The organism is Parabacteroides merdae ATCC 43184, from assembly GCF_025151215.1.
Classification (GTDB): domain Bacteria; phylum Bacteroidota; class Bacteroidia; order Bacteroidales; family Tannerellaceae; genus Parabacteroides; species Parabacteroides merdae.
On record NZ_CP102286.1, the window covers coordinates 3,657,126 to 3,682,979 of the forward strand.

25 protein-coding genes are annotated in these 25,854 nt (G+C 44.1%); 20 read left to right on the forward strand and 5 right to left on the reverse strand.

Annotated elements, in window-relative coordinates:
- Positions 1–37 precede the first annotated feature (37 nt).
- The 4 genes from NQ542_RS14945 to NQ542_RS14960 all read left to right on the forward strand — a co-directional run bounded on the left by NQ542_RS14945 (position 38) and on the right by NQ542_RS14960 (position 3,655).
- On the forward strand, positions 38–643 hold the full coding sequence (locus tag NQ542_RS14945) for a DUF4254 domain-containing protein (RefSeq protein WP_005639910.1): 606 nt from the start codon (positions 38–40) through the stop codon (positions 641–643).
- A complete protein-coding gene (locus NQ542_RS14950; RefSeq protein WP_005639912.1) occupies positions 643–1,671 on the forward strand; it encodes a glycosyltransferase family 9 protein in 1,029 nt (342 codons plus the stop codon). Before NQ542_RS14945 ends, NQ542_RS14950 begins: the two co-directional genes overlap by 1 nt.
- A gap of 90 nt (positions 1,672–1,761) precedes the next feature.
- Positions 1,762–2,751 carry a hypothetical protein gene (locus tag NQ542_RS14955; protein ID WP_022321706.1) on the forward strand — a complete coding sequence of 330 codons (990 nt, stop codon included), beginning with the start codon at positions 1,762–1,764 and terminating at the stop codon, positions 2,749–2,751.
- Positions 2,735–3,655 carry a lipopolysaccharide kinase InaA family protein gene (locus NQ542_RS14960; RefSeq protein ID WP_224204158.1) on the forward strand — a complete coding sequence of 307 codons (921 nt, stop codon included), beginning with the start codon at positions 2,735–2,737 and terminating at the stop codon, positions 3,653–3,655. Before NQ542_RS14955 ends, NQ542_RS14960 begins: the two co-directional genes overlap by 17 nt.
- Here the strand turns inward: NQ542_RS14960 and NQ542_RS14965 are convergent.
- Both NQ542_RS14965 and NQ542_RS14970 read right to left on the reverse strand, forming a co-directional pair.
- Positions 3,646–4,413 carry a glycosyltransferase family protein gene (locus NQ542_RS14965; RefSeq protein WP_005639918.1) on the reverse strand — a complete coding sequence of 256 codons (768 nt, stop codon included), beginning with the start codon at positions 4,411–4,413 and terminating at the stop codon, positions 3,646–3,648. The genes NQ542_RS14960 and NQ542_RS14965 overlap by 10 nt on opposite strands.
- A 27-nt stretch (positions 4,414–4,440) precedes the next feature.
- Positions 4,441–5,211, reverse strand: coding sequence for a DUF5672 family protein (locus tag NQ542_RS14970; RefSeq protein ID WP_005639919.1), 771 nt, complete (start codon positions 5,209–5,211; stop codon positions 4,441–4,443).
- A gap of 246 nt (positions 5,212–5,457) precedes the next feature.
- On the opposite strand from NQ542_RS14970, the gene NQ542_RS14975 reads away from it, so the two are divergent.
- The gene (locus tag NQ542_RS14975) at positions 5,458–6,156 is read left to right on the forward strand and encodes a glycosyltransferase family 32 protein (RefSeq protein WP_005639923.1); all 699 of its coding nucleotides are present in this window, start codon (positions 5,458–5,460) and stop codon (positions 6,154–6,156) included.
- A gap of 21 nt (positions 6,157–6,177) precedes the next feature.
- Entirely contained in the window at positions 6,178–7,467 is a 1,290-nt protein-coding gene (locus tag NQ542_RS14980; RefSeq protein WP_005639925.1) for a nucleotide sugar dehydrogenase, read from the forward strand.
- A gap of 1 nt (position 7,468) precedes the next feature.
- Here the strand turns inward: NQ542_RS14980 and NQ542_RS14985 are convergent, their stop codons facing one another.
- On the reverse strand, positions 7,469–8,104 hold the full coding sequence (locus tag NQ542_RS14985; protein ID WP_005639927.1) for a ribonuclease H1 domain-containing protein: 636 nt from the start codon (positions 8,102–8,104) through the stop codon (positions 7,469–7,471).
- 279 nt (positions 8,105–8,383) lie between these two features.
- Between NQ542_RS14985 and NQ542_RS14990 the strand changes: the two genes are divergently transcribed.
- The 10 genes from NQ542_RS14990 (at position 8,384) to NQ542_RS15035 (ending at position 18,690) form a co-directional block, all read left to right on the forward strand.
- Positions 8,384–8,905 (forward strand): shikimate kinase, encoded by a 522-nt coding sequence (locus NQ542_RS14990; RefSeq protein WP_005639931.1) that lies wholly within the window; start codon positions 8,384–8,386, stop codon positions 8,903–8,905.
- Between the two features lie 82 nt (positions 8,906–8,987).
- The gene (locus NQ542_RS14995; protein ID WP_005639933.1) at positions 8,988–10,187 is read left to right on the forward strand and encodes an alanine dehydrogenase; all 1,200 of its coding nucleotides are present in this window, start codon (positions 8,988–8,990) and stop codon (positions 10,185–10,187) included.
- Positions 10,188–10,276: 89 nt separating this feature from the next.
- Positions 10,277–12,133, forward strand: a complete 1,857-nt coding sequence (locus NQ542_RS15000) for a 2-oxoacid:acceptor oxidoreductase subunit alpha (protein WP_005639936.1) — start codon at positions 10,277–10,279, stop codon at positions 12,131–12,133.
- Positions 12,134–12,136: 3 nt separating this feature from the next.
- Entirely contained in the window at positions 12,137–13,153 is a 1,017-nt protein-coding gene (locus NQ542_RS15005) for a 2-oxoacid:ferredoxin oxidoreductase subunit beta (RefSeq protein ID WP_005639939.1), read from the forward strand.
- A gap of 111 nt (positions 13,154–13,264) precedes the next feature.
- Positions 13,265–13,558 carry a nucleotidyltransferase family protein gene (locus NQ542_RS15010; RefSeq protein ID WP_005645412.1) on the forward strand — a complete coding sequence of 98 codons (294 nt, stop codon included), beginning with the start codon at positions 13,265–13,267 and terminating at the stop codon, positions 13,556–13,558.
- A 46-nt stretch (positions 13,559–13,604) separates the two neighbouring features.
- Positions 13,605–13,781, forward strand: a complete 177-nt coding sequence (locus NQ542_RS15015) for a hypothetical protein (protein WP_227945697.1) — start codon at positions 13,605–13,607, stop codon at positions 13,779–13,781.
- Positions 13,782–13,796: 15 nt separating this feature from the next.
- Positions 13,797–13,946: a HepT-like ribonuclease domain-containing protein gene (locus tag NQ542_RS15020; RefSeq protein WP_005639945.1), complete on the forward strand. Its 150-nt coding sequence runs from the start codon at positions 13,797–13,799 to the stop codon at positions 13,944–13,946.
- 245 nt (positions 13,947–14,191) lie between these two features.
- Positions 14,192–15,799: a phosphoenolpyruvate carboxykinase (ATP) gene (pckA, locus tag NQ542_RS15025; protein WP_005639947.1), complete on the forward strand. Its 1,608-nt coding sequence runs from the start codon at positions 14,192–14,194 to the stop codon at positions 15,797–15,799.
- A gap of 153 nt (positions 15,800–15,952) precedes the next feature.
- Positions 15,953–17,059 carry a TlpA disulfide reductase family protein gene (locus tag NQ542_RS15030; RefSeq protein ID WP_172676537.1) on the forward strand — a complete coding sequence of 369 codons (1,107 nt, stop codon included), beginning with the start codon at positions 15,953–15,955 and terminating at the stop codon, positions 17,057–17,059.
- A 92-nt stretch (positions 17,060–17,151) separates the two neighbouring features.
- Entirely contained in the window at positions 17,152–18,690 is a 1,539-nt protein-coding gene (locus NQ542_RS15035) for a YifB family Mg chelatase-like AAA ATPase (RefSeq protein WP_005639951.1), read from the forward strand.
- 16 nt (positions 18,691–18,706) lie between these two features.
- On the opposite strand, the gene NQ542_RS15040 is transcribed toward NQ542_RS15035, so the two are convergent.
- Positions 18,707–18,904: a VapE domain-containing protein gene (locus NQ542_RS15040; protein ID WP_005639952.1), complete on the reverse strand. Its 198-nt coding sequence runs from the start codon at positions 18,902–18,904 to the stop codon at positions 18,707–18,709.
- A 241-nt stretch (positions 18,905–19,145) separates the two neighbouring features.
- On the opposite strand from NQ542_RS15040, the gene NQ542_RS15045 reads away from it, so the two are divergent.
- Positions 19,146–19,793 (forward strand): HU family DNA-binding protein, encoded by a 648-nt coding sequence (locus NQ542_RS15045; protein WP_005649862.1) that lies wholly within the window; start codon positions 19,146–19,148, stop codon positions 19,791–19,793.
- Positions 19,794–19,915: 122 nt separating this feature from the next.
- Here NQ542_RS15045 and NQ542_RS15050 read toward each other — a convergent pair whose 3' ends face one another.
- A complete protein-coding gene (locus NQ542_RS15050) occupies positions 19,916–20,764 on the reverse strand; it encodes a helix-turn-helix domain-containing protein (protein ID WP_005639958.1) in 849 nt (282 codons plus the stop codon).
- Between the two features lie 288 nt (positions 20,765–21,052).
- Here NQ542_RS15050 and NQ542_RS15055 point away from each other — a divergent pair, with 288 nt between their 5' ends.
- The 3 genes from NQ542_RS15055 (at position 21,053) to NQ542_RS15065 (ending at position 25,849) form a co-directional block, all read left to right on the forward strand.
- Positions 21,053–23,710 carry a DUF4493 domain-containing protein gene (locus NQ542_RS15055; RefSeq protein ID WP_005649863.1) on the forward strand — a complete coding sequence of 886 codons (2,658 nt, stop codon included), beginning with the start codon at positions 21,053–21,055 and terminating at the stop codon, positions 23,708–23,710.
- A 2-nt stretch (positions 23,711–23,712) separates the two neighbouring features.
- On the forward strand, positions 23,713–24,507 hold the full coding sequence (locus NQ542_RS15060) for a DUF4493 domain-containing protein (RefSeq protein ID WP_005639962.1): 795 nt from the start codon (positions 23,713–23,715) through the stop codon (positions 24,505–24,507).
- A gap of 61 nt (positions 24,508–24,568) precedes the next feature.
- Positions 24,569–25,849 carry a DUF4493 domain-containing protein gene (locus NQ542_RS15065; RefSeq protein ID WP_224204161.1) on the forward strand — a complete coding sequence of 427 codons (1,281 nt, stop codon included), beginning with the start codon at positions 24,569–24,571 and terminating at the stop codon, positions 25,847–25,849.
- The last annotated feature ends 5 nt before the right edge of the window (positions 25,850–25,854 follow it).

Below are 25,854 nucleotides of genomic sequence, written 5' to 3' on the forward strand. Positions count from 1 at the left end.
TTGCGCAATTGAGAAGTATAGACAAATAAAAAAGCGTATGAGTTTCAGCGAAAAGTCTTGCCTGGTATTTGAACAGGCTACGAAGGCATATCATATCACCGATCATATAGATGCCACGGTACATAATCCTTATGAGGTGAAGAGTATAGAGTTCTATCTGTATTTGAAGAATTGGATTGATGCTGTGCAATGGCATATGGAAGATATTATCCGCAATCCGGCTATTGAGCCGACTGAAGGATTGGTGATCAAACGACGGATTGACAAATCCAATCAAGATCGTACGGATCTGGTTGAGTTAATTGACAGTTTCTTTTTGGATCAGTATAAAAATGTGAAAGTCTTACCGAATGCAACGATCAATACAGAGAGCCCAGCATGGGCGATTGATCGATTGTCCATCTTGATCCTGAAGATTTATCATATGCAACAGGAGGTAGATCGTTCGGATGCGACTCCTGAGCATAAGGGAAAATGTGAAGAAAAATTGCGTATACTTTTGGAACAAAAAAAGGATTTATGCGTGGCATTGGATCAGTTATTGGCAGATATCGGTGCTGGACGTAAATATATGAAAGTCTATAAACAAATGAAGATGTATAATGATCCGGCCTTGAACCCAGTATTGTACGGTAAAAAATAATGGCAAAGGTATTAGTAATACGACTCTCGGCTATAGGCGATGTCGCTATGACAGTGCCTGTCATTTATTCTGCCGCCAAAGCTAATCCGGAAGATTCCTTTACTGTTTTGACTCAAGCTTTTTTGATGCCCCTGTTTATGAATCGTCCACCTAATGTGGAGGTTATCGGTATTAATACAAAGGGGGCTGAAAAAGGGCTTATCGGGTTGTTGAAATTTATCTCGGCATTGTTGAAATTCGATTTTGATGTTATCTTGGATTTGCATAATGTGATCCGTACGATAATAATCTGTACTTTTTTCAGATTGAATGGTAAGCGTGTGTTTGTGTTGGATAAAGCGCGGAAAGAACGTAAAAGATTGACTGCAATTAAAGGCAAACGACTTTATCCTCTTCGTCCGGTTATAGTCCGTTATGCCGATGTGTTTCGGGCTGCTGGGTTGAACTATACAGAAACGTTTACATCTCTTTATGAAGAATCTCCTGCCGAATTGTCTGGAATGGCCTCCGTTGCTGGAATTAAAAAAGGCAAATGGATCGGTGTTGCTCCATTTGCCAAACACCGAGGTAAAATTTATCCAGTGGACGAAATGGAACAAGTCGTTGCCTGTTTGTCGAAATGTGAAGATTATACTGTTTTTTTGTTCGGAGGGCGAGGATATGAGGAGGCAATCCTTGAACAATGGGAGTTTCAATATCCACGTGTTAAAAGTGTTGTAGGTAAATATGCCTTGGATAATGAGTTGGCGTTAATCAGCCAATTGGATGTGCTATTGTGTATGGATTCTGCAAATATGCATTTTGCCTCTTTGGTAGGTACACGAGTGATTTCGATTTGGGGAGCGACGCATCCTTATGCCGGTTTTTATGGTTATCATCAAGATTCCGGTGATGTTATTCAGGAAAATTTACCTTGTCGGCCTTGTTCTGTATTTGGGCAGAAACCATGTTTGCGCGGTGATTGGGCGTGTATGACACTGATAACACCGGAGAGGATTGTTGAAAAGGTAAAGGCATCAATAAAATAGTAAAGAGAAAACTACGATATCATGAGGGTCTGTTATTTTTCAAAATGTTATAAAGAACTATATAGTGCGGGAAGTAAAGCAAAGACCGATATGGAACAGATTATGTGCGATTTAGGATATCGGAATATCGGGTTTCCTTGTCTCGTTTGTTCGAATAAGATACTTGGCTTTGTCATAACTTTGCTCAGTATGATTAAAGTTTGTTTTAAGTTAAGGTCAGGTGATATTTTGATTATACAATATCCTTTGAAAAAATATTATACGTTATTATGTAATATAGTGCATTATCGAGGAGCTAAAGTTATAACCTTGATTCACGATTTAGGCTCTTTCCGACGGAAAAGATTGACAGTCCTTCAAGAAATTGATCGTCTGCAGAATTCTGATTATTTAATAACATTGAATGATTCGATGTCTGCTTGGTTACAAACTAAGGGGTGTGAAGTCCCGAAAGGAGAACTGAAGATTTGGGATTATTTATCTCCAGCCATTGTCTTAAACAAAATAGAACCAGCTACTGACTATACGGTTGTTTATGCAGGCGCGTTGGGATATAATAAAAATCGTTTTTTATATGAGTTGGATCGTTTACCTCGTCAATGGCATCTGAGTGTGTATGGTAAAGGATTAGAAGCTGATAAGATTCTCAATAAAGAATATTTCTCATATAACGGCTTTTTGCCGGCAGATCAATTGATATCTTCGGTACAGGGTGATTTTGGCCTGGTTTGGGATGGAGATTCTTATGAAGCATGTACTGGCAACTATGGTGAATATTTACGATATAATAATCCTCATAAAGTCTCTTTGTATGTCCGTTGTCATCTTCCGCTTATCATTTGGGAGAAGGCTGCATTGGCTCCTTTCATAAAAGAGAAGGAAATAGGTATTTGCATAAATTCTTTGGAAGAACTGGATGGTAAATTGGAGAAATTGACGGTGGATGATTATTTTAAGATGAAATCTCGGGTGATTGAGATAAGTAACTTGTTGTCTGTAGGATATTTTTTTACTAAAGCCTTGGATGAGGCTGTTAAGTTTCTGACAAAATCGGATGTGGCAGATGAAGGTCGTAATTAATCCTAAATACAATTTTCTCACTGATTTTATTTATCATCTTCCTGGATGTTTTTTCAAGGACGGTGAGACTATATACCAAGGACGTAATATCCTTAAAAAGTACGATATACAAGGATATCGTTTGATAGTCAAGAGGTTTAAACGTCCTAATATAATAAACCAGATTGTATATTCTTTTTTTCGTAGATCGAAAGCACGACGCTCTTTTGACTATTCGCTTGAAGTTCAGAAGCGTGGATTTGGAGTTGCAGATCCTATTGCATATATTGAGATAAAGCACGGAGGTTTACTTACCGATAGTTATTATATATCCTTATATATGGAAAGGATGGAAGAACTTCGCGAGTATATGGCTGTGTATAGAGCAGAAGATCGAGAGCTCAGACTGGCTTTTGCACGTTTTACGGCACAATTGCATAAGGCGGAAATATTGCATGTCGATTATTCCCCTGGCAATATCCTGGTAAAGAAACAGGCTGGTTCGTATGTGTTTGCGTTAGTGGATGTCAATCGGATGAAATTTAAAAGTATTTCAGTTGTTGATGCTTGTAAGAATTTAGCTCGTTTGGCAACATCCCGTAAAGTTTTGGATGAAGTGGCGTGTGAATATGCCTCTCAGCGGGGATGGGATAGTTTGGAAATAATGCGCTTGATGGGAGAATATAGTGATCGTTTTTTCAAGAATTACGCATTTCGTCTTGGCAATAAAGCGTGGCGAAGAAATGGGGGAAGTTGTTTTGCCCTTCCTTCTTTTTTCTATAAAGCATATGATCTGTTAAGTTGTTGTAAATTACTTCCAGAAACGACACGCAATGTTTACCATCATAAACGGATTTGGGTTTATGATGATTATTTGCGTCCGTTTGATTTTCGGAAAGTGTTTCCTGAAAGTCTTCAAGACTGAGTTTTAGTATCTAATTTTGATTTAGAACTCCATTCCGTGATATGTGTACAATGGCTAATGTAGTATTGTTCTTCTTCGGACAGATTCGAAGAGTCGTTATACCAAGGCAAATGTTCTGCTTGGTAGGGATATGCTGTTCGGTAAGCTTCGACTGAACGGCTTCTGCTCAATCCGACACGAGGGCGATAAAGGGCGAAGGTTGTATCTATTGGTGCTCTGTACAGACCTCCTTCGGCAGGTTTGAGATAATATTGTTTTTCTAAATTGATAACTTCTTCTTTGTGTATATAGGAATCGGGGATATTATCTATTCGTAGGGAAAAACCGATCTTGCGGGCGAATGGATGTTTTTTTAATTCTTTAAAAAAATAGTCGATGAAGTCTTTAGGGCAATAATCGGAAGGGATTACATCCGAATCTGTATAGATATAATAGTCATTGCAGAATCTTTTTTTTAAAGGCGATTCCCAAAGTGCTTTAAAGCCTAAGTTTTGATTGAGATGGAATACTGTAAATGGGCAGGTTTTGTAATATTCCAGCAAAGGTGGATAAGTCGATGCATTATCCAGAATGTAAATATTGGTATATCCACAGGCAGTCAATGTTTCTGTTAACAGCCGTAAGGTTGTGAGACGATTAAAATTATTGATGATAATAGGAATCTCTTTGGCATCTCTAATTAGAGATGGACTTATTATTTCTCGAAGGAAATAATAGTAAGAGCCGATATTGCATGTTAATGTTTTGAATATACTCATATGATTTTGATGAACAGGTTGTTAATATTATTGGAAAGGAATAAAATCCATCCAGAATTTTTTCATCTTACGTTTATACCAAGAATGGCAACCGAAAGGTAATTGCCAGTTGTTTAATTTGTAGCAATAACTTGGATATTTGTCAAATGAAAAGCGAATCGCTTCTTTTACTTTGGGATATGTGAATCCGTTTGCTTCCGTTGCCCAAAAAACATCTTCATTGTAAAGATGATATCGCTTTTGTGCCAGATAGTGATCGATTCGTTCCTTTTGTTCACAAGTTACCCGATAATGACTGGCAACTTTTCTCAGAGATAGACCACCATTTCCGATTTTGCCGTACAGATCTTGCTTGGAGGGTTTTCCCTTGAATTTATGGTAAGAATGTATCAATTGCATGATTTCAGCAATGACGGGTAGTTTATAAACTGGACGTTGCAACCAGGGTGCACCAATATAGTCGTATCCTTTATTACACCATTCTTTCAATTCGTCTCGAAATACATAAGCGTCCAACTGATAGATCAAGATATAGGTACAATCTAAAAAACGTTCATAAAATTCTTTAGCCAGCATGAGCCGGTTATAACCACTGATCCCTTTGAAATAAAAATCTGCGAATGAGATAAATGACAATTTAGGAAATTCGGTCGCTAGTTCTGACAAGTCTAAATGGTTTGGTTTGATTACGACTAAAGGATGCATTTGTAATATTTTGTATACTTGTAATAAAGATTTTCTTTCTTGTTGGGACAAAGAGGCTTGGTAAATAGGTATAACAACTTTTACTAAATTCATATGAACCTTTCTTGTTTATGTTTAATATAAGTAACATATATACAAAGATATGCATATTTTACAAAACAGAATGAGGAAAATGTTTTATTATAATTTATTATATATCTGCTATATGATAGTTGTGAGAAATATTGTAATTTTGTAATATACATTCGATGCATTGATGTATAGTTTCTTATGGATGATTTGGATTCTTTATGTACGATGTGTTGATGATTTTGTGTGGATTATTTTTGAAAAAAGTTTATGATTCCAAAGATTATTCATTTATGTTGGTTCAGTGAAGAATCTTTTCCTGTTGAAATAAAAATTTGTTTGGCAAGTTGGAAACGTATATTGCCGGATTATACGATAAGGTTATGGACATATGCAGATGCATTGGCAATAGGTTGTGATTATGTCTCGGAGGCTCTGTCTGTTAAAAAATGGGCTTTTGCAGCAGATGTTATCCGTTTTTATGCAATCTATAAAGAAGGCGGAATTTACATGGACAGTGATATGCTTCTTAAAAAACGTTTTGATGAATTTATCCCGGAGCATGGTTTTGCAACTTTCAACGAATGTTGGGGAACAGTCCTTTTACAAGCTGCTTTTTTGATAGGTGAGCAGGGTAATTCTTTTTGCGAAGAAGTCTTTAGTTATTATAAGCAGCGTCATTTTTTATTGCCCGATGGTTCTTTCGACATGTTGATCTCTCCCAAAATAATGGTGATGGTTGCTGAAAAAAGAGGATATAAAAGGGAAGATATTGAACAACATTTAGGAGAAGATGTCGTTATTTATTCAGGATGTTATGTTTCTCCCTGTAAGAAAATTCAGTATCCCGAGGCTTTTGCTTGTCATCAAGTGTATGGGAGCTGGCGGAAACATCGTTTTGGCAGAAAAGTGGAACGTTTTCTGAAACATGCGTACCTCGTGATTCGTTTTGCGTTATTTAAACGATAAGTATAGAAGATTGAATAATTAATGGAAAATATAAAACTTGCCGTTATCGGCCTCGGATATGTCGGTTTGCCGTTGGCACGGTTGTTTGCGACGCGTTATCCTGTGGTCGGGTATGATGTGAAGCGGGAGCGGGTAGCAGCCTTGATGGAAGGGCGGGACGCGACGCAGGAAGTATCGGATGAATTGTTGAGGTCCGTGCTACTGCCCCGGTTGCCGGAGGAAGGTGAGGCGGGATTGTTTTGTACGTCCGATGCGGAACAGCTCCGCGGATGTAATTATTACATTGTGGCGGTCCCTACGCCGGTCGACTTGCATCATAGCCCTGACCTGACACCTCTTTATTCGGCCAGTGAAACGGTAGGGAAGGTCTTGGGCAGAGGCGATATCGTGATCTATGAATCGACAGTTTGTCCCGGTATAACGGAAGACGAATGTGTTCCCATTCTGGAGAGAACGTCCGGATTGGTTTTTAACCGCGATTTCTTTGCCGGATATTCGCCGGAGCGTATTAATCCGGGAGACAAGGAACATACGGTGGAGAAGATTATGAAAGTAACATCCGGTTCCACTCCCGGAGCCGCAGAGAAGGTCGATGCCCTATACCGATCGGTTATCCAGGCTGGAACCTTTCCGGTATCCAGTATCAAAGTGGCGGAGGCTGCCAAAGTGATCGAAAACTCCCAGCGTGATATCAACATCGCTTTTATGAACGAACTGTCGAAGATTTTCCATCTGATCGGTATCGATACGAACGAAGTGCTGGCGGCAGCCGGGACGAAATGGAACTTCCTGCCTTTCAAGCCCGGTCTGGTCGGAGGGCATTGCATAGGGGTTGATCCTTACTATTTGATCCGTAAGGCTGAGGATTACGGTTTCCATCCGGGACTGATTCTGTACGGACGTCGTATCAACGATACGATGGGCGAATATATTGCCGGTCGCGTCGTGAAGTGCATGATCAAAAAAGATGTTCCGGTGCGGAATGCGGAAGCACTGGTTTTAGGCTTTACCTTCAAGGAAAACTGTCCCGATGTGCGTAACTCCAAAGTCGGTGATGTCGTTCGCTATCTCGGTGACTACGGTATCAACGTGACGATCTATGATCCTTGGGCACGTCCGGATGACGTCCGGCGCGAATATAGCCTGGAAGTCCTGTCCACCCTGCCGGACAAGAAGTTCGATGTTGTCGTCTTAGCGGTCGCCCATACCGATTTCCTGTCACTGGACATTCCGGAGCTGGTAAAAGAGCACAGCGTGGTATATGATGTGAAAGGCTGTCTGAATCCGGCTTGGGTAGATGATCGTCTGTGAGTTATTTCCGTCCGAAGTCTGCCGGGATCTCTCCCCATTCCGAAGTTTCCCATTTTAGGATAGGAGTGGTATAGGTATTGGTTTTGAGCCACTTTTCAGCTCGTTCGATCATATCGAAGATCGGTTCGTTCTCTGGTACGCGCTCTAAGAGTGTTTTGCATTTCTTCTTTTTTACCCAACCGATGGCGTTCCGACTGTCCGAATAGATCGGAAGGCTGCTTCCTTTCTGTTTCAGTAGGGCAAGTCCGTGTACCAAAGCCAAGAATTCACCGATGTTGTTCGTCCCTTTTTTTAACGGCCCGATCCGGAAGATCTCTTGCATGGTCGGCGGATAGACGCCTCGGTATTCCATGTCTCCCGGATTCCCGCTACAAGCAGCATCCACACAAAGGCTTTCCCAGATCGGTTTCCCGACCGGAGCTTTTGGAGTCAGGCCTGCAGCCGCTTTGGAGGAAGACGCTGTTTTCAGATAATGCTCGTATCCTTTTTCAAAGGCTTTCGTCGCCTCCTCTTTGGTTTCGAACGATTTATATTTTGCTCCGTCCTGTCCGTCCACCTGCGCTTTGCATTCGCCCCAGTTGTCATATACGCCCGGAGTGATACCTTTCCATACTACATAATATTTGTTTTTTGCCATTGTTCTCTGTTTAATAAGTCCTTGTCCGACTTCTCCTTCTTCTGGTGAGAAATCGATTCTATCCTTTGGAAAAATGCCTTCGGCTTGCCGGATAAGTTTGTTTTTTCGGCATCTAATCGCTTACCGACAATTATCAGCAAACCTGTCGACAATTACCGACAGGCAAATCGTTGGGCATGGAATCGAAGAAGTATGCGGTCAAAGATAAAAATTTATCCGGCACAAAACAGAACTTCTTAATGGAAAAAGTTTACATTTGCAGGAAACAATCATATAGATATGAAGCGTATATTTCTGATTGGATATATGGGAGCCGGAAAAACCACTGTGGGAAAAGTGCTGTCCCGGCAGTTGGGACTCTCGTTTATCGATCTGGACCACTATATAGAAGGCCGTTACCATAAGACTGTCGGGCAGCTTTTTGCCGAGAAAGGGGAAGATGCGTTCCGAGATATCGAGCGGAGGATGCTCCGCGAAGTCGCCGCTTTTGAAGATGTCCTGGTATCGACCGGAGGCGGTGCTCCTTGTTTTTTCGATAATATGGAGTTTATGAACGGGGCCGGACAGACCGTTTACCTGAAAGTCTCGGTAGAGGAATTGGCGAAGCGTTTGGAGCTCTGTAAATCGACCCGCCCGATACTGAAGGGTCGTTCGGGTGACGAATTGAAAGCCTTTATTGCCGAAAGTCTGGAGAAAAGGGAACCTTTCTATTCGAAAGCGTCGATTGTGTTCGATGCGGAAGAGATGATGACCGATCAGGATGTATATAAGATATCACAAGAACTGGCAACACGATTATAGAGTTGAGAGTTGAAAGTTGAAAGTGAAAACTGGCACAACCTTAACTTTCAACTCTCAACTCTCAACTTTCAACTATTAAATTATGGATAGACAAGGGCAGGGGGCTTATATTCCGCAGGAGCTATTAAAAGAACTCAGTAAGGCGAGTAATCGCTTACTGATAGGTATACCCTGTGAACGGGTGGAAGGAGAACGCCGTCTGGCTCTGACTCCCGAAGCGGTCGACATGCTGACCGACCGTGGGCATCGCGTTCTGGTGGAAGCCGGGGCAGGCCTGGGGATCAATTACTCCGATAACCATTATTCGGAAGCGGGAGCCGAGATTGTGGCGACTCCGGCCGAGGTGTATCAGGCGGACATCATCCTGAAAATCCTGCCACCGCTGACTGCCGAGGTGATGATGATGAAGCCGCGTACTACGCTGTTTTCAACCGTCCAGTTTAATACCTTTTCGCATGAAGCCTTCGAACTGATGATGGCTAAACGGATTACAGCTGTCGCCTATGAACTGTTGGCGGATGACAAACAGCGCTGTCCGGTCCTGAATGTGATCTCTGAGATAGAAGGAACAGCCTCTATCACGATCGCTTCCGAGTTGTTGAGCAATACGCAGGGCGGAAAAGGGATCTTGTTAGGAGGCATACCGGGCGTTTCACCGACCGAGGTCGTGATCATTGGAGCCGGTAATGCCGGGACTGTCGCCACCCGTGCCGCTATGGCACTGGGGGCTTCCGTGAAGGTGTTCGACGACGATATAAACAAGCTTCGGACTATCCAGCAGGTATTGGGGCAAGGCTTGTTCACTTCCACTTTCCATCCGAATGTGCTGCAAAACGCTTTCCGTAGTGCCGACGTGGTGATCGGGGCGATGCGTTACATCAATACGCGTCACCGGTATATCATCGCCGAAGATATGATCCGTATCATGAAGCGCGGTGCATTAGTTATTGACCTCAGGATCAATCAGGGAGGGTGTTTCGAGACGACCTGTTGCCTCTGTCCTTCCGATCCGGCTGTTTTCGAACAGTACGGCGTACTGCATTATTGCCGGCAGAACATCAGTAACCGTGTGGCGCGTACCACTTCGATGGCACTGAGCAATATCTTCGTCCCGATGCTTTTCCTGCTGGGCGATGCCGGTGCCGTGCAGGGGATGATCAAGAGCGACCCGGGATTCAAAAACGGAGTCTACATGTATTGCGGTAAGCCTGTTAACAGCTACGTTTCCAATCGATTCGGTTTATCATCGAATAATATCGATCTATACCTCTCTGCGTTTTAACCCATAAAAGTTTTGAACTCGCAAAGTTTATTCTTTACTTTGCGATGATCTTAAATATCAACAAGCGATTAAGCTAATATAAGTATATTATGGCAGAACAGACAAAAGTAACAACTCTGGAAAAGGTTGTCATCCGTTTTTCGGGCGATTCCGGTGACGGTATGCAGCTGACCGGAACAATCTTTTCCAATCTGTCGGCTATTTTTGGGAATGAAATCTCTACATTCCCCGATTATCCGGCAGAAGTGCGTGCTCCTCAAGGAACACTTAGTGGTGTATCAGGTTTCCAGGTTCATCTGGGATCCCGTAAAATTTTTACTCCCGGCGATAAGGCGGACGTGCTGGTCGCAATGAATCCCGCTGCGCTGAAAGTGAATGTGAAAAACCTGAAACCCAATGCGATCGTTTTGATCGATACGGATTCGTTCCAGAAGAGTGACTTGGACAAGGCGCAATTCACGACAGACGATCCGTTCCAGGAATTAGGGCTTGGCGGCGTGCAGGTCGTGGCGGCTCCTATCTCGACAATGGTGAAAGACGGCCTGGCTGAATTCGGCTTGGATAACAAGTCTGCGCTCCGTTGTAAGAATATGTTCGCACTGGGGTTGGTTTGTTGGCTGTTCGAACGTCCGCTGGATGAAGCGATGCACATGTTGCAGAACAAGTTCGCCAAAAAGCCGGCTATCGCACAGGCCAATATCAAGGCGCTGACAGACGGTTACAACTACGGACACAATATCCATGCTTCAGTCTCCACTTACCGCATCGAAAGTAAGAAGGCTGCACCAGGTTTTTATACTGACGTGAACGGTAATAAGGCCACATCCTACGGGTTGATCGCTGCTGCGGAGAAGGCCGGCTTACGGTTGTTCCTCGGAAGCTACCCGATCACTCCGGCCACCGATATCTTGCATGAGTTGTCAAAGCATAAGGAGCTTGGTGTCATCACTGTTCAGGCGGAAGATGAAATTGCCGGTATCTGTACTTCCATCGGAGCCAGCTTTGCCGGTTGCTTGGCTGCGACTTCCACATCCGGTCCCGGTCTGGCGTTGAAGAGCGAAGCGATCGGTTTGGCCGTGATCGCCGAACTGCCGCTGGTTGTTATTGATGTGCAGCGTGGTGGTCCTTCTACGGGTATGCCGACCAAGAGCGAACAAACCGACTTGATGCAGGCGCTTTACGGACGTAACGGTGAAAGTCCGGCTGTCGTGATTGCTGCTTCGACTCCGACAGACTGTTTCGATGCCGCTTACTGGGCAGGAAAGTTGGCCCTCGAACATATGACTCCTGTCATCCTGTTGACGGATGCCTTCATCGCCAACGGTTCTTCCGCATGGAAGCTGCCGAACTTGGCTGAATATCCGGAAATCAAACCGAATTATGTCTCCAACTACGATGCGAGTGAAAAAGTATGGAAAGCGTATCGCCGCGACAAGGAAAGCCTGGTTCGCTATTGGGCTATTCCGGGAACCGAGGGCTTTGCCCATCGTCTGGGCGGTCTTGAAAAAGACTATGAAACAAGTGCTATCTCGACAGACCCCGTCAACCACCAGAAGATGGTTACCACCCGCCAGGCCAAGATCGACAAGATTGCCGATTATATCCCCGAACTGGAAGTGATCGGAGACCCCGATGCAGACCTGCTGATCGTCGGATGGGGCGGAACATACGGACACCTCTACGAAGCAATGGAAACTATGCAGGAGCAGGGAAAGAAGGTTGCTCTGGCTCACTTCAAGTTCATCAGTCCGCTGCCTAAGAACACGGCTGAAGTGCTGAGCAAATACAAGAAGGTGGTCGTTGCCGAACAGAACAACGGGCAGTTTGCCAACTACCTGCGTGGTAAAGTGACGGGATTCAATCCGTACCGTTTCAACCGCGTAAAGGGACAACCTTTTGTCGTAGCGAGATTAGTTGAGGAATTCACGAAAATATTGGAGGCTTAAAAGATGGCAACTGAAGAAGTAAAATTTCAACCGAAAGATTATAAGAGCGATCAGTATGTACGCTGGTGTCCGGGTTGTGGAGACCATGCCGTGTTGAACTGCTTGCACAAAGCAATGGCCGAAGTAGGAGTGGCTCCTCATAATATGGCTGTTATCTCTGGTATCGGATGTTCTTCCCGTTTACCTTATTACATGAACACATACGGTTTTCATACGATTCATGGTCGTGGTGCTGCTATCGCTACCGGCGTGAAGACGGCTCGTCCGGACTTGAGCGTCTGGTTGATTACTGGTGACGGCGACTGTCTGGCTATCGGCGGTAACCATTTTATCCATGCTGTCCGCCGCAACGTGGACCTGAATATCGTGTTGTTCAACAACAAGATATATGGTCTGACGAAGGGGCAGTATTCCCCGACTTCCGATCGTGGTTTCGTTTCCAAGAGCTCTCCTTACGGGACGGTCGAAGATCCGTTTATTCCGGCTGAACTGGCTTTGGGTGCCCGTGGTAATTTCTTTGCCCGTGTGATCGATGTGGATCTGAAGAATACGACCGAAGTGTTGGCTGCTTCTGCCCGCCATAAAGGTGCTTCCGTGACTGAAGTGCTGGTGAACTGTGTGATCTTTAACGACGGTATCCATAAAAAGATTGTCGATAAGGAATTTCGTGCCGACCGTACGATTTTCTTGCGCCACGGCGAAAAGATGTTGTTCGGCAAAGACAATGAAAAGGGTATCGTGTTGGAAGGCCTGAAACTTAAAGCCGTAACGATCGGTCAGGATGGTTATACGCTGGATGATGTTTTGGTACATGATGCACATGAAAAGGATAACACCCTGCACATGATGCTTGCCATGATGAGCGGGGATATGCCAGTCGCTCTCGGTGTGATCCGCGATGTGGATGCTCCGACCTACGACGAAGCCGTACACCAACAGATCGAAGAAGTCCAGGCCAAGAATCCGATCCGTAACCTGCAGGATTATCTGATGAGCGGAGAAATCTGGGAAGTAAAGTAAGGCGGTAAGCCGATCTGTGATAAGAAAAGCTGTAAACCTTGAAAAAAGATGCAAGGGTTTACAGCTTTTCTTATTTATATTTCTATCTTTGTGAAACAAAAGGGTATAGCAATGAAGACAACAGCCGAAATCATAGAAATCCTGAGAGATTACAAAGCCCGTTCCGCCGAAAAATACGGAATCGAAACATTGGGCCTTTTCGGTAGCGTGGCTCGTGGTGAACAGAATGAGAAGAGTGACATCGATGTTTTTATTAAGTTGAGAAAAACAAGTTATTACACATTGATGGATATAAAAGATGATTTAGAACAAGTTTTCAGGCAAAAAGTCGATTTAATAACTTTGCATGAAACAATGCGTGCTTTGTTTCGGCGTAAAATAGAACAGGATGCAATTTATCTTTAAGGATCAAATAACAGATAAGCTTCTTTTTGTTATACAAAGATTTGAATTGGCATTGAAACGAACTTCCGATGTTGCAGACTGCGATGATTTGCTTCGTACTCCGGAGGGTGTCGATTTATTTGATGCAACTTGCGTGAGAATACAGACTATCGGTGAGACATTGAAACAAATAGATACTGAAACAAAGGAGAAGTTGCTAGTCTATTATCCGGGAATTCCCTGACGCAAGATTTTTGCCATGCGAAATATTATTTCTCATGAATATTTGTCTGTTGACCCGGAGATTATAACCGATATCGTTAAACATAATTTATCCCCTCTGCTTGTCGTTCTTTACCGCATCCAGGATGACTTAAATGCCGGGAAACATGATGCTATCTTTGGATAAAAGTGTCTGATTTGTAAATTCTATGTTACAAAATGGTAGGGTTGGGTGTTAACGGCATGGAAAAGAATAATTATTACTGAAAAATTTCCTTAATTCGATATGTACTATGAAAATTTGTATTACTTTTGTACCGCGATTAACAAGGCGAGGGAACAGCAAGTAAAAACAAAGATGATTTGCCTTGTGTTTTAACATTGAGTAGAGAGAAAAGTTATATAAAGTCAATCAATTAAATTAATTTCAAGATGGCTACATTAGATTTAAGCAAGTACGGAATTAAAGATGTGAAGGAAGTTCTTCATAATCCGTCTTACGATGTTCTGTTCGCAGAAGAAACAAAACCGGGTTTGGAAGGCTTTGAAAAAGGTCAGGTAACTGAACTGGGTGCTGTAAACGTGATGACTGGTGTTTACACAGGTCGTTCTCCTAAAGATAAATTTTTCGTAAAGAACGAAGCCAGCGAAAATTCAGTATGGTGGACTTCTGAAGAATATAAAAACGATAACAAGCCTTGTTCTGAAGAAGCTTGGGCTGATCTGAAAGCTAAAGCTGTAAAAGAATTGTCTGGCAAACGTCTGTTCGTTGTCGATACTTTCTGCGGTGCTAACGAAGCAACTCGTATGAAAGTTCGTTTCATCATGGAAGTAGCATGGCAGGCACACTTCGTAACTAACATGTTCATCCGCCCGACAGCAGAAGAGCTGGCTAACTACGGAGAACCTGATTTCGTATGTTTCAACGCTTCTAAAGCAAAAGTTGACAACTACAAAGAATTAGGCTTGAACTCTGAAACTGCTACAGTTTTCAACTTGAAGACGAAAGAACAGGTGATCCTGAACACTTGGTACGGTGGTGAAATGAAGAAGGGTATGTTCTCTATCATGAACTACATGAACCCGTTGCGTGGTATCGCTTCTATGCACTGCTCCGCTAATACGGATAAAGAAGGCAAGAGCTCTGCTATCTTCTTCGGTCTGTCTGGTACAGGTAAGACAACTTTGTCTACTGACCCGAAACGTCTGTTGATCGGTGATGACGAACACGGATGGGATAACGAAGGTGTATTCAACTATGAAGGTGGTTGCTACGCTAAGGTTATCAACCTGGATAAAGAAAGCGAACCGGATATCTACAACGCTATCAAACGTGACGCTCTTCTTGAAAACGTTACAGTTGCAGCTGACGGTACAATCGACTTCGCTGATAAGAGTGTAACAGAAAACACACGTGTTTCTTACCCGATCTATCACATCGAAAACATCGTTAAGCCGGTTTCTAAAGGCCCGCACGCAAAGCAGGTTATCTTCCTGTCTGCCGATGCATTCGGCGTATTGCCTCCGGTATCTATCCTGAACCCGGAACAGACTCAGTATTACTTCCTGTCTGGTTTTACAGCTAAATTGGCTGGTACAGAACGTGGTATCACTGAACCGACTCCGACATTCTCTGCTTGTTTCGGTGCTGCTTTCTTGTCACTGCACCCGACAAAATATGGCGAAGAATTGGTTAAGAAAATGGAAATGACCGGTGCTAAGGCTTATTTGGTCAACACAGGTTGGAACGGTACTGGCAAACGTATCTCTATCAAGGATACAAGAGGTATCATCGATGCTATCCTGGACGGTTCTATCGACAAAGCTCCGACAAAGGTTATCCCGTACTTCGATTTCGTTGTACCGACAGAATTGCCGGGTGTTGATCCGAATATCCTGGATCCGCGCGATACTTATGCTGACGCTGCACAGTGGGACGAAAAAGCAAAAGATCTGGCTGGCCGTTTCATTAAGAACTTCGCTAAGTTCACTGGCAACGAAGCTGGTAAGAAGCTGGTTGCTGCTGGTCCGAAATTGTAATAACATACATAATGACTCTATAAAAGCGCAGGACTTCGGTTCTGCGCTTTTTTTATATATATACATTAATTTTATCATAAATGTTAGGATATTTTAAAATCTATTCCTACCTTTACCCCAAATTATCTGTTAATGTGGGATGTGAGGTATAACATGATTAGACGTTTATTACTGGTCGTTGGGATTATCGTTTCTTTGTCATCGTGTGGCGGAGATATTGCTTACCGGATAGAAGGAAAACTAACCAATCTGGAGGATCAGACCTTATATGCCGTTTTCGAAAATGAAGATATAAAGGTTGTAGATACCGTAACTTGCGGGAAGCCGGGGGAATTTTTGATCGAAAAGAAACAGGGAGATTTCCGGGAAGTGACGATTTTCTTTGCTGATAAAATGCATTGGGTTACGGCTTATCTGGAAAAGGGAGAGAAGGTGACGATCACCGGAGACGCTGATTATCCCGCCATGTTACGTGTCAAAGGAGGGCGGATCAATGACCGTCTTTCCGCGATAAGAAAAGAAATGGCTCCTTTATTGAAGGAGCAGGCCGACTTGATCCGTCAACTGAATAAGAAGAACAGGGAAAACCTCAACAGCTCGATCGAGGAAGCGGATATGGCTTCGCGCCTGGCGAATGTAAACCATCTGTTGAGCGAGGAAGCTGCTGCCGCCATCAAGAAATATCCGGATGAAGAAGCTTCCGTCGTATTGATACAGCATTATTTTAACCATCCTGACGATACCCGGCAAATGGACGAATTGCTGGCTGTGCTGAATCCGAAACTGAACGACTTTTATCTGGTGCGGAAGTTGCAGGAATACAGCACGAGGGCAAAAAGGACTGCTTTAGGCGCCGAAGCACCCGGTTTCAATGTGAAGAATATTTACGGGACTCCTGTCAGTCTGGATTCTTTTCCGAAGAAATATTTACTGCTTGCGTTTACGGCTCCCTGGTGTGATATGTGCCAGACGGAAGACCTCTATCTGGATGAAGTGGCAATGAAATATCCGAAAGAAAAGGTGGATATGTTGCTGGTCAGTCTGGATGACGATCAAGCCGAAGTGCGGAAAGTCCTTGCAAAGGATAGCATCGGCTGGAACTTGGTTACCGATTCCGCCGGACAGGCAGCCATGTTGGTTGATCTGTATAACGTAAGCGCCTTGCCCCGCTGTTTCCTGATCGATGAAGAAGGGAAGATCATCTTGAAAACGGACAATGGGGTCGAGATAAAGCAAACGTTGGAAAAGCTGATGGAGTAGGAATTTATGATTTATGCAATGTTGCTATCCATAAATCATAAATCCGGCCTCATAAATCCAGACCCATAAATTTAAATCATAAATCTTTAACTATGTTAGTCAAATCTTACGCTGCCGCCGTGCAAGGCATATCGGCAACGGTCGTTACGATCGAAGTAAATTGCACGAAAGGTATCCAATTCTTTTTGGTAGGGTTGCCCGATGTGGCTGTCCGTGAAAGCCATGAACGCATTATCTCTGCTCTTCAGGTGAGTGGCTACAAGTTTCCCCGTAACCGCATTGTGATCAATATGGCGCCTGCCGATATCCGGAAGGAAGGTTCGTCGTATGATTTGCCGCTTGCGATCGGCATCTTGGCAGCAGCCGAAGAGCTGGATGCTTCCCGGCTAGGCCACTACATGATGATGGGAGAGCTTTCATTGGACGGCAGCTTGAAGTCGGTAAAGGGAATTCTGCCGATTGCGATCAAGGCGCGTGAAGAGGGATTCAAAGGTTTTATCGTTCCCAAGCAGAATGCCCGTGAGGCCGCTGTCGTCAATGACCTGGATGTGTATGGCGTTTCGACCATCAAAGAAGTGATCGAGTTCATTGCAGGAAGACGGGATTTGGAGCCGACGGTTGTCAATACCCGTGAGGAATTTTATGCCCGGCAACTTCAGTTTGAAGCGGATTTCTCGGATGTACGCGGACAGGAAAATGTGAAGCGTGCGCTGGAAGTAGCCGCCGCCGGAAGCCACAACCTGATCCTGATCGGTCCGCCGGGGAGTGGCAAATCGATGCTCGCCAAACGTCTCCCTTCCATCTTGCCACCTTTTACCTTGCAGGAGTCGCTCGAGACCACCAAGATACATTCGGTCGCCGGCAAGATCGGGCTGGACACTTCCCTGATGACGCAACGTCCGTTCCGTTCGCCCCATCACACGATTTCGAATGTGGCGATGGTCGGTGGAGGCGCTTTCCCGCAGCCGGGAGAGATCAGCCTGGCACATAACGGAATCTTGTTCTTGGATGAATTGCCCGAATTCAACCGGAGCGTGCTCGAGGTCATGCGCCAACCATTGGAAGACCGGACGATAACGGTCTCTCGTGCCCGCTTATCTGTTGATTATCCGGCCAACTTCATGTTGGTCGCTTCCATGAATCCTTGTCCTTGCGGATATTATAATCACCCCGATCGCCCTTGTCTCTGTTCTCCGGGTGCTGTCCAGAAATACATGAATCGTGTTTCCGGCCCTTTGCTCGACCGGATCGATATACAGGTAGAAGTCGTGCCGGTCCCTTTCGAGAAGATATCCGACGGACGCCCTTCCGAATGTAGCGAAGCGATACGCGAGCGCGTGATGAAAGCCCGCGCTATCCAGGAAAAACGCTTTGCCGCGCATGAGGGTATTTACAGCAATGCCCAGATGACCTCCAAACTGCTTCATGAATACGCCGTGCCTGATGCTGCCGGCCTGTCTTTACTGAAGGTCGCCATGCAGCGCCTCAATCTTTCCGCTCGCGCCTACGACCGCATCCTGAAAGTCTCCCGTACGATCGCCGACCTGGAAGCCTCTCCGAATATCGAGGCACGCCATCTGGCGGAAGCCATACAATACCGGAGCCTGGACCGGGAAACATGGGGGACGTAAGCCGGTTTCATTTATTTTAAAATTGGAGATCGGAAAAAGCATTAGGAGAAAATAAAATGAATGCCTCTGGCGTGAACCAATATCTTTCGCCTGCCCGGAGCGCGGCGACCGCCTGTGCGTATAGCTGTCCGTATTCGACAGAACGGTCTGGACGGATGTTCCCGTTTATCTCGATGCAGACGAAACGGCGGCTACCGGTCGGATCAGCCAGCAAGTCCCAGTTGTTGCGTTTTTTATTTAGGATAAAAGTACCGCCTCATTCGTGTTTATCCTATTATTATTTGTATCTTTACTGCCACGTTATTGACTATTCGACCTAGGGCGAAAAGCCTTTCGACTTAGGTCGAATACCTTTTCCACCTTGGGCAAAAACCTTTTCGACCTTCGTCAAAAACATACAAAGAAGGCAGGAAAGCGATAAAGTCTTATTATTCACCATTTAATCTATTACTAATATGACAGCACGTTACAGAATGGAGCGTAACCCGGATTCCGGGAAGAACGGCAATAAAATGCCTCTTCACCCAAGATTGATCCCCTATGAGACCGTCAGCATTAAAAAGTTGATGAAATATGCCAAATCCCGCTCCACCTATTCGGAGGCCGACATTGCCGGCGCCTTGCAGCTGATCACCGACTTGGTGACGGAACGCTTGCGCGAAGGCGATAACGTGGAGATCGAGGGTCTCGGCTTCTTCAGTGTCTCGCTCCAATCTCGCGCGGTGATGTCTAAAACGGAACTGAGGAGCGAATCTGTCCGTTTCAAGAACGTCAATTTCCGATGCTGCCAGCAGTTGAAGAAGGCCTTGAAGACGATGCCGCTCACGCGTATGAAAAGTTCAGGTCACTGTGCACCCGGCATGGCGGACCGGGAGGAACTTCTTTACCGCTATCTGGACGAGAACTCTTATATCACCGTCCGTTCCTACCGTTATCTTATCGGGCTGTCTGACTACAGTGCGCGCAAGGATTTGGCCGCATTGGTCGCTTCCGGCCGTCTGGTGAAGGGAGGCAGCCGTTTGTTTGCCATCTATACCCTTCCGAAAGAGGAAGACACGGGCATCCCTCAACCTTTGGTGGTCGATTCGAACTTGCCTGGATGAAGGCCGGATACCGGGGTTGAAGGCAATCCGGGCGGGTGCCTTCACCTGTTGAGGCTTGTTGCAAGGCGGGTTGTACAGGGTGGGTGAAGCTGAAATGACCCAGCGGCCCGGAACTTTTGTTTTTAGCTGTTCCGGTATTCCAACGGCCCCATCCCCACATGCCGCTTGAAATATTTGCCGAAGAAAGACATATTCGTGAAATTCAGCGAATAGGCGATGTCGTGGATCGATAGGTCGGTCGATTTCAACTGTGCCTTCGCATCCATGATCACCATAGAGGTGATGATCTCGACACAAGTCTTGTCGGTCGTCTGCTTGACAATCGTGCTGAGATGCGCCGGAGTTATGCCGAGTTTCTTGGCATACCACGCAACGGAACGTTGCGTGGTATAGTTCTGCATAACCAGATGATTGAAGTTTTTGCTTATTTGTTCTGCTTTGGAGAGATTCGTTTTGTTCAGTGTCTTGTCTTTATACATGGCCCCTACTCCGAGAAGCACGCCTGAAAGCAGATGGTTAAGGATATCTTTGTTCAGCTTGGGGCCGCAGAATCCATACGTTTTGACAAGTAGCGAAAAATAATCTTTCAGCAATTGGGCCGGCTGTTCTTTCAGTTCGATAATCGGGCTGTCTTTTACGACATACAGCATGTCCATTGCCGATTTGCCTATATTGGCATGGTTGGTGAACTCGGACGAAAAACCCATAAAATAGATCTGCAAATCTCCTTCCACTTTATGAATTTGTAAGATTGTTCCCGGCAGGATCGTGATAAAGCTGCCTGGCTTCACTTGGTAGCGTGTCAGATTTATGGAAGCCTCGATCTCGCCTTGCATGCAAAGCACGAATATCTCCGCTTTCAACCTGCAAGGATAGTTGGCATACAAACTCAACAAACCGATGTCTTTATGCGAAAGGTTCCCGATGATCCAATCGTCGGGAAGGTCTATTTTGGGGATGTCGTTTTCCATATTCAGAATACATTAGAATATATGCAAAGATATGAAAAATAGGACACGCAAAAAGTGTTGAATGATAAAATCCGGTTTAAGTTAGGATATTATAATTGACTATTTGGAACAAAATCTAAAAAAGCGGACAGGTAATCGTATAAATAGACCTTGTGAGATCTTTTGTGTTGTCGTTATTTTGCATCGATTTTGATAGGTGGAGAAAGAGCATTACTCCGGTTGTTTTGTGAATTTTGACAGCCAACAGAATTAGGGCTAAACTATATTACTATATAGATGAAGAAATGTATGATTGAATATGGTCTTGGGAAGATCATGGCTTTATGGATATGTGTTTTGGGGGTACTTATCTGTGCCTCTTCTTGTGATTCCGATCGTGTGCCTGCCGATGGAATTGGAAAGCTGCGCTTGTCATTATCGGCAGACACTACTTCTTTGAACAAAGGTATCAACAACTCCACTAAAGCAGCCGTTTCGGATGAGTTCGAAAAGTTCCTGACTACGGCTGATTACAAGATCCGTATCGTACAGCAGTCCGATACAGTCCAATCGTATGACCGCTTCGATGAGATGCCTTCTGAAATCGAACTGAAAGAGGGGGCTTATACCCTCATCGCCTCCAAAGGTGACAACCTCCCTTCTGCTTTTGAAAACCCTTATTTTGAAGGAAGTACCGACTTTACGGTGAAAGCTGACATGAGTACGCCTATCGATGTGACTTGTACACTTGGAAATGCGAGAATCACGGTCGACTATACCGAGGACTTCAAGGAGGCATATTCTGATTATACTGTTTTGTTGAGTTCGGCCTTTACATCCGGCAGCCTGGAAATAAAGAAAGATGAAATGCGTCCGGCCTATATGCAAGTAGCTAAAGAAGGGTCGGAATTAGGTATCGCCATCCGTTTGAAGAAAATCACCGAAGACAAGGAAAAAACATATAAAATCCCGACTCCTCTTTCTATCGAACGTCGCCAGAACATTCGCCTGATCTTTAAAACGGATGGAGAGGCCTTGGATGGCATCGGTCTGGAAATTATCCTGGATGATGAAATGACAAATGTCACGCTGAATGAAGGGATACCTGATTTTATGTGGAAGCCGTTTGAGAAGCCGACACTGTCTCCGGATGATTTTACGAATGGAGAATCTTTTACCATTAAAGTCGGAAAGTTCGAGAAGAGTCCTACAGTTGGATTTGCTATGCCGGCAGGTATTGCCTCTTTGTGTGTCAAGCAATGGCGGGAAGAAAAAGAAAACGAAGAGATTACCTACGACTTGGCGACGGACGAAGGAGTTACCGCCGCTTTAGGGAAGAATTTCAAATGGTCGGTCAATGGTAAGGCGAATACTAATGTGAAAGGAGAAAGAAAAACCGGACAGCTATTTTTGAAAGATGCAATCAATAGTTTGGAGGCTCCTATCGAGGAAGACCAAACTTATACTTATCATTATGAGTTTTCTGGAGTTGATGCGACAGGAAAGGCACATGCGACAAATGTATTGGGGGTAACAGTTGTTGTACAGCCAGCCGGCCAGCCGATCATAACATTTGACGGCTTTCCTGAAACAACGATTATAGAGGGTGATGACATGTCGAAAGAAATAGAAGCTAAATTTGAGGCTGAAGGTATAATCGATGAAACGAAAACGACATTGACAATTAATGACGGGGTAGATGATAAAGTGTATAATATTCTAACCGATGGAACTGTTTTATATAATGATTGGGGTATTAGTGTTGAGTCGGGTAATAATGCGACAGCAACGCTTAAATTCCCAAAAGTCTTTTCTTCCCGGTTAGAGGCTCCTATGGAAGGAGAGAAAACATTTACTTATAAATTGGATTTAGCGGATAAGAAAGGACGCAGTTTCCCGACTCTGACAAAGACATTGACGGTAAAGGCGCCGGTGTTTGAGTTGACACCGTCTGCTAATGGTGGGGATGCTTTTGCTTGCCGGGCTTTTCTGCGGGCAAAGGTTTCTGATGGAACACATCCTGATAATCTTAAATTCCAATGGAGAAAAGTCGGTAATGGAAGTTGGAACAATTGCAAGAACCATACTTACCAAACGGATGAGATATGTGATACATTGAAGAATCTGACATCAGGAGGACAGCAATATGAAATACGTGCAATTTACCGGGAAAAAGAAAAGCGTGTAACGGAACCGATTGTGATAACAACCGAAAATGTGGTGGAGTTGGAAGATGGCTCTTTTGAAAATTGGCATAAGAAAGAAGTTTATAAGAAAACAATATGGTCTGTTGGAACTACCGGTTTAGGGATAGATCAGTGGTGGCCTTATAATGAAGGAGGTTCTTCGTGGTGGGCAACCCGAAATGCGTTGACAACTTCACAAAGAAGCGGTGTTTCATGTTATTATACATCCTATTCCGGAACAGTCCCTGTTGATAATGGGTATGAAGGGAAAGCGGCTGAAATCAGTACGCTTGGATGGAAAGAAGGAAATACATTTACGGAACTTGGAGGTGAAAGTGGAACGCATTCTGCCGGAATGTTGTTTTTAGGCTCTCATTCTGCAACCAGCAATGGGGTTGAGACAATTGATTATGGGCATGATTTTAATGTTCGTCCTAATGCGTTTGAATTCTACTATAAGTTCAAATCTTTAAATAGTGAATCTTTTGAAGCTTATATTGTAGTAGAAAATAGGGAAAACGGAACTGTAACGCAGTTGGGAAGTGGTAGAATCATGAGTAATCAGGATCAGGCTTCATTTGCTCCGGTAAGAGTAAATGTTCATTATACCAATACATCATTGAAGGCAACACATATGTATATTGTGTTTAGATCCAGTACTGCGGATAACCCTTCAGTGGAGGGTGTACAAGGTAGTTTAGGGGCTTTTGACGGATACAGTGATTCTCGGTATGTGGGTAATGTCCTGACGATCGATAATGTTCGACTAATTTACGAATAAATATGAAAAAGACATATATCTTATTTTTAACGGTAATTCTTTCCCTTTTGGCTGCTTGCCAAAAAGAGGAAAATAGCAGAAGCGACAACTTTGGTGAAGGTTCCGGAGCGCTGCGGTTGGAACAACCTGCGGTTCTGAGCAAGACGGAGATCCCGGTGATTGTGATGAAAGGAGCTTTCGGAATGGATGCGAATACATTCCCGATTCGGATCGATCAACAGGGTGCAGATGGTACATATACGAAACATACGAGTTTTGTTTCTTATTCGGCTATGATCGATTCCGGTATGCCATTGGTTTTACCGGTAGGAGATTATCAGGTTGTTGCTTCCTCGTACGATCAGGCAGCGGCTGAGGGTCGAGTGTCTGAAACTCCTTATTTCGAAGGGAAACAGGATTTTGTGATTGAAGAAAAAACAGTCACGTCTGTTCCTTCTTTTACTTGTACGTTTGAAAGTGTGGGAGTGGAGGTTCGCTTGTCTGACCAGTTCAAAGCGAAGTTGGAAGCCGAACCTCTTAATTACAGTTATTCAGTGACCGTTTATGATGGTGAAGTGTCGTGGACGTTCGATCCCGATAAGCATACAAAGCCGGCTTATTATCTGGATCCATGTGAGAATCTGGTGCTGAAAGTCACGGTTAAGCTGGATGGGCTGACCTATCCGGAACGGACATATTATGTATGCAACCGGAATACAGATAAAGTGTCGATTGGGGAATACTATATTATAACTTTGGATGCCGGAGAAACTGAAACAAAAAGTTTACGGTTAACGACTAAATGCATAGGAGAATAGGCATATGAAATATAAATACCTGTTATTGTTGCTTTTTTCTCTTCTTTTTTTCTCTTGTGAGATGAAGAAAGAGATATTGGGACAGACTGATAAAGGTCAGACTGATGACACGACCGTAGAAAACCAGGGGCTGTTAGATTTGGAGTTGAAGCCGGAAAAAGAAGCGGATATCCCTGTTTCGAAGGGAGGAAGTACTACTGGTTCACAGACTGTTATATTGGATGTTAATGAGTTTGCTATCGATATCATTGATGTCAATGGTAATACGGTCAAGCATTATGACAGTTATGCCGATTTGAAGAATGAGGGAGGTTTGTTGCTTCCTGCCGGTCACTATTCGATTCGGGCGACGCTGGGAGAAGACGTGAATGCCGGTTTTGACAAGCCCTTTTATTCCGGTACGAATGTGTGTGAAATCACCCCTCAGGAAGTGGCAAAGGTGATTACGGACTGTGTGTTGAGCAATAAGAAAGTTACGTTCCGTTGTTCGGATGATTTCTTGAAGAAATTTAATGACGATTATTCGATCGTTATTGATAATAAAGTGGGAGCTTTGACTACCCAAAACGGGGAAAAAAGGACAACCTATTTGAAGAATACCGGCATCTTACAGTTTACTGTATATGCGACTATGAAGAATGGTGGAAAGACTTTGGTATATAATTATGATATGTCGAAAAATGAAGATATCCAGCAATATAATAATATATTGATCGACTTGGATCTTGAAGAAGGCGACAGCTCTCCTGATGAACCGGATGATAACGAACCTGTCGAACCGGATGATCCTATTGTGCCGGATGATTCAGTATCAGTTAAAAATCCGGTGATTAAGGTCGACATATCCTTGATCGAGAAAGAATATGTAATCGAGATCCCTTCAGATTTTATCGATGCCGGTGGTGAGGGTGATGGTGGCGATGATAATGAAGGAGGTGACACGGTGGCTAAACCTACAATTGTAGGGGATGCAGGATTAGACATAAGCCAACCGATCGAGATATCGGGTGCAGGTAATAAAACTGTGCGTGTGAAGATTAATACACCGGGTAAATTGGCTTCGTTAGTTGTAAAAATAACTTCATCAACATTGGAGGCATTATTACCGGCTGTCGGGCTGACTTCCGAGTTTGATATTTGTGATGAGGGTTTGAAAGAAACTTTGTCAAAATTAGGATTGTCAGCAACAAAAGGTGCTACGTCTACAACGTTTGATATATCTTCTTTTATGCCGATGATTGCAGGTTTGGGAGGAGGTGATTATCTCTTTACCATAACTGCGACGGATCAGTTGGGGCAAAAAGCTTCCAAGACATTAACGGTAAGAAACTTGAACGATTAATGAGT

Excerpts from the sequence above, each read along its gene's own strand:
- NQ542_RS15010 (WP_005645412.1), top strand. The coding sequence starts at position 13,265 with ATGAAGACAACAGCCGAAATCATAGAAATCCTGAGAGATTACAAAGCC.
- NQ542_RS15060 (WP_005639962.1), top strand. The coding sequence starts at position 23,713 with ATGAAAAAGACATATATCTTATTTTTAACGGTAATTCTTTCCCTTTTG.
- NQ542_RS15035 (WP_005639951.1), top strand. The coding sequence starts at position 17,152 with ATGTTAGTCAAATCTTACGCTGCCGCCGTGCAAGGCATATCGGCAACG.
- pckA (WP_005639947.1), top strand. The coding sequence starts at position 14,192 with ATGGCTACATTAGATTTAAGCAAGTACGGAATTAAAGATGTGAAGGAA.
- NQ542_RS15050 (WP_005639958.1), bottom strand. The coding sequence starts at position 20,764 with ATGGAAAACGACATCCCCAAAATAGACCTTCCCGACGATTGGATCATC.
- NQ542_RS14955 (WP_022321706.1), top strand. The coding sequence starts at position 1,762 with ATGGAACAGATTATGTGCGATTTAGGATATCGGAATATCGGGTTTCCT.
- NQ542_RS14960 (WP_224204158.1), top strand. The coding sequence starts at position 2,735 with ATGAAGGTCGTAATTAATCCTAAATACAATTTTCTCACTGATTTTATT.
- NQ542_RS15005 (WP_005639939.1), top strand. The coding sequence starts at position 12,137 with ATGGCAACTGAAGAAGTAAAATTTCAACCGAAAGATTATAAGAGCGAT.
- NQ542_RS15055 (WP_005649863.1), top strand. The coding sequence starts at position 21,053 with ATGATTGAATATGGTCTTGGGAAGATCATGGCTTTATGGATATGTGTT.
- NQ542_RS14985 (WP_005639927.1), bottom strand. The coding sequence starts at position 8,104 with ATGGCAAAAAACAAATATTATGTAGTATGGAAAGGTATCACTCCGGGC.
- NQ542_RS14950 (WP_005639912.1), top strand. The coding sequence starts at position 643 with ATGGCAAAGGTATTAGTAATACGACTCTCGGCTATAGGCGATGTCGCT.
- NQ542_RS15020 (WP_005639945.1), top strand. The coding sequence starts at position 13,797 with ATGCGAAATATTATTTCTCATGAATATTTGTCTGTTGACCCGGAGATT.
- NQ542_RS15045 (WP_005649862.1), top strand. The coding sequence starts at position 19,146 with ATGACAGCACGTTACAGAATGGAGCGTAACCCGGATTCCGGGAAGAAC.
- NQ542_RS15030 (WP_172676537.1), top strand. The coding sequence starts at position 15,953 with ATGATTAGACGTTTATTACTGGTCGTTGGGATTATCGTTTCTTTGTCA.
- NQ542_RS14990 (WP_005639931.1), top strand. The coding sequence starts at position 8,384 with ATGAAGCGTATATTTCTGATTGGATATATGGGAGCCGGAAAAACCACT.
- NQ542_RS14995 (WP_005639933.1), top strand. The coding sequence starts at position 8,988 with ATGGATAGACAAGGGCAGGGGGCTTATATTCCGCAGGAGCTATTAAAA.
- NQ542_RS14965 (WP_005639918.1), bottom strand. The coding sequence starts at position 4,413 with ATGAGTATATTCAAAACATTAACATGCAATATCGGCTCTTACTATTAT.
- NQ542_RS14975 (WP_005639923.1), top strand. The coding sequence starts at position 5,458 with ATGATTCCAAAGATTATTCATTTATGTTGGTTCAGTGAAGAATCTTTT.
- NQ542_RS15065 (WP_224204161.1), top strand. The coding sequence starts at position 24,569 with ATGAAGAAAGAGATATTGGGACAGACTGATAAAGGTCAGACTGATGAC.
- NQ542_RS15000 (WP_005639936.1), top strand. The coding sequence starts at position 10,277 with ATGGCAGAACAGACAAAAGTAACAACTCTGGAAAAGGTTGTCATCCGT.
- NQ542_RS14970 (WP_005639919.1), bottom strand. The coding sequence starts at position 5,211 with ATGAATTTAGTAAAAGTTGTTATACCTATTTACCAAGCCTCTTTGTCC.
- NQ542_RS14980 (WP_005639925.1), top strand. The coding sequence starts at position 6,178 with ATGGAAAATATAAAACTTGCCGTTATCGGCCTCGGATATGTCGGTTTG.
- NQ542_RS14945 (WP_005639910.1), top strand. The coding sequence starts at position 38 with ATGAGTTTCAGCGAAAAGTCTTGCCTGGTATTTGAACAGGCTACGAAG.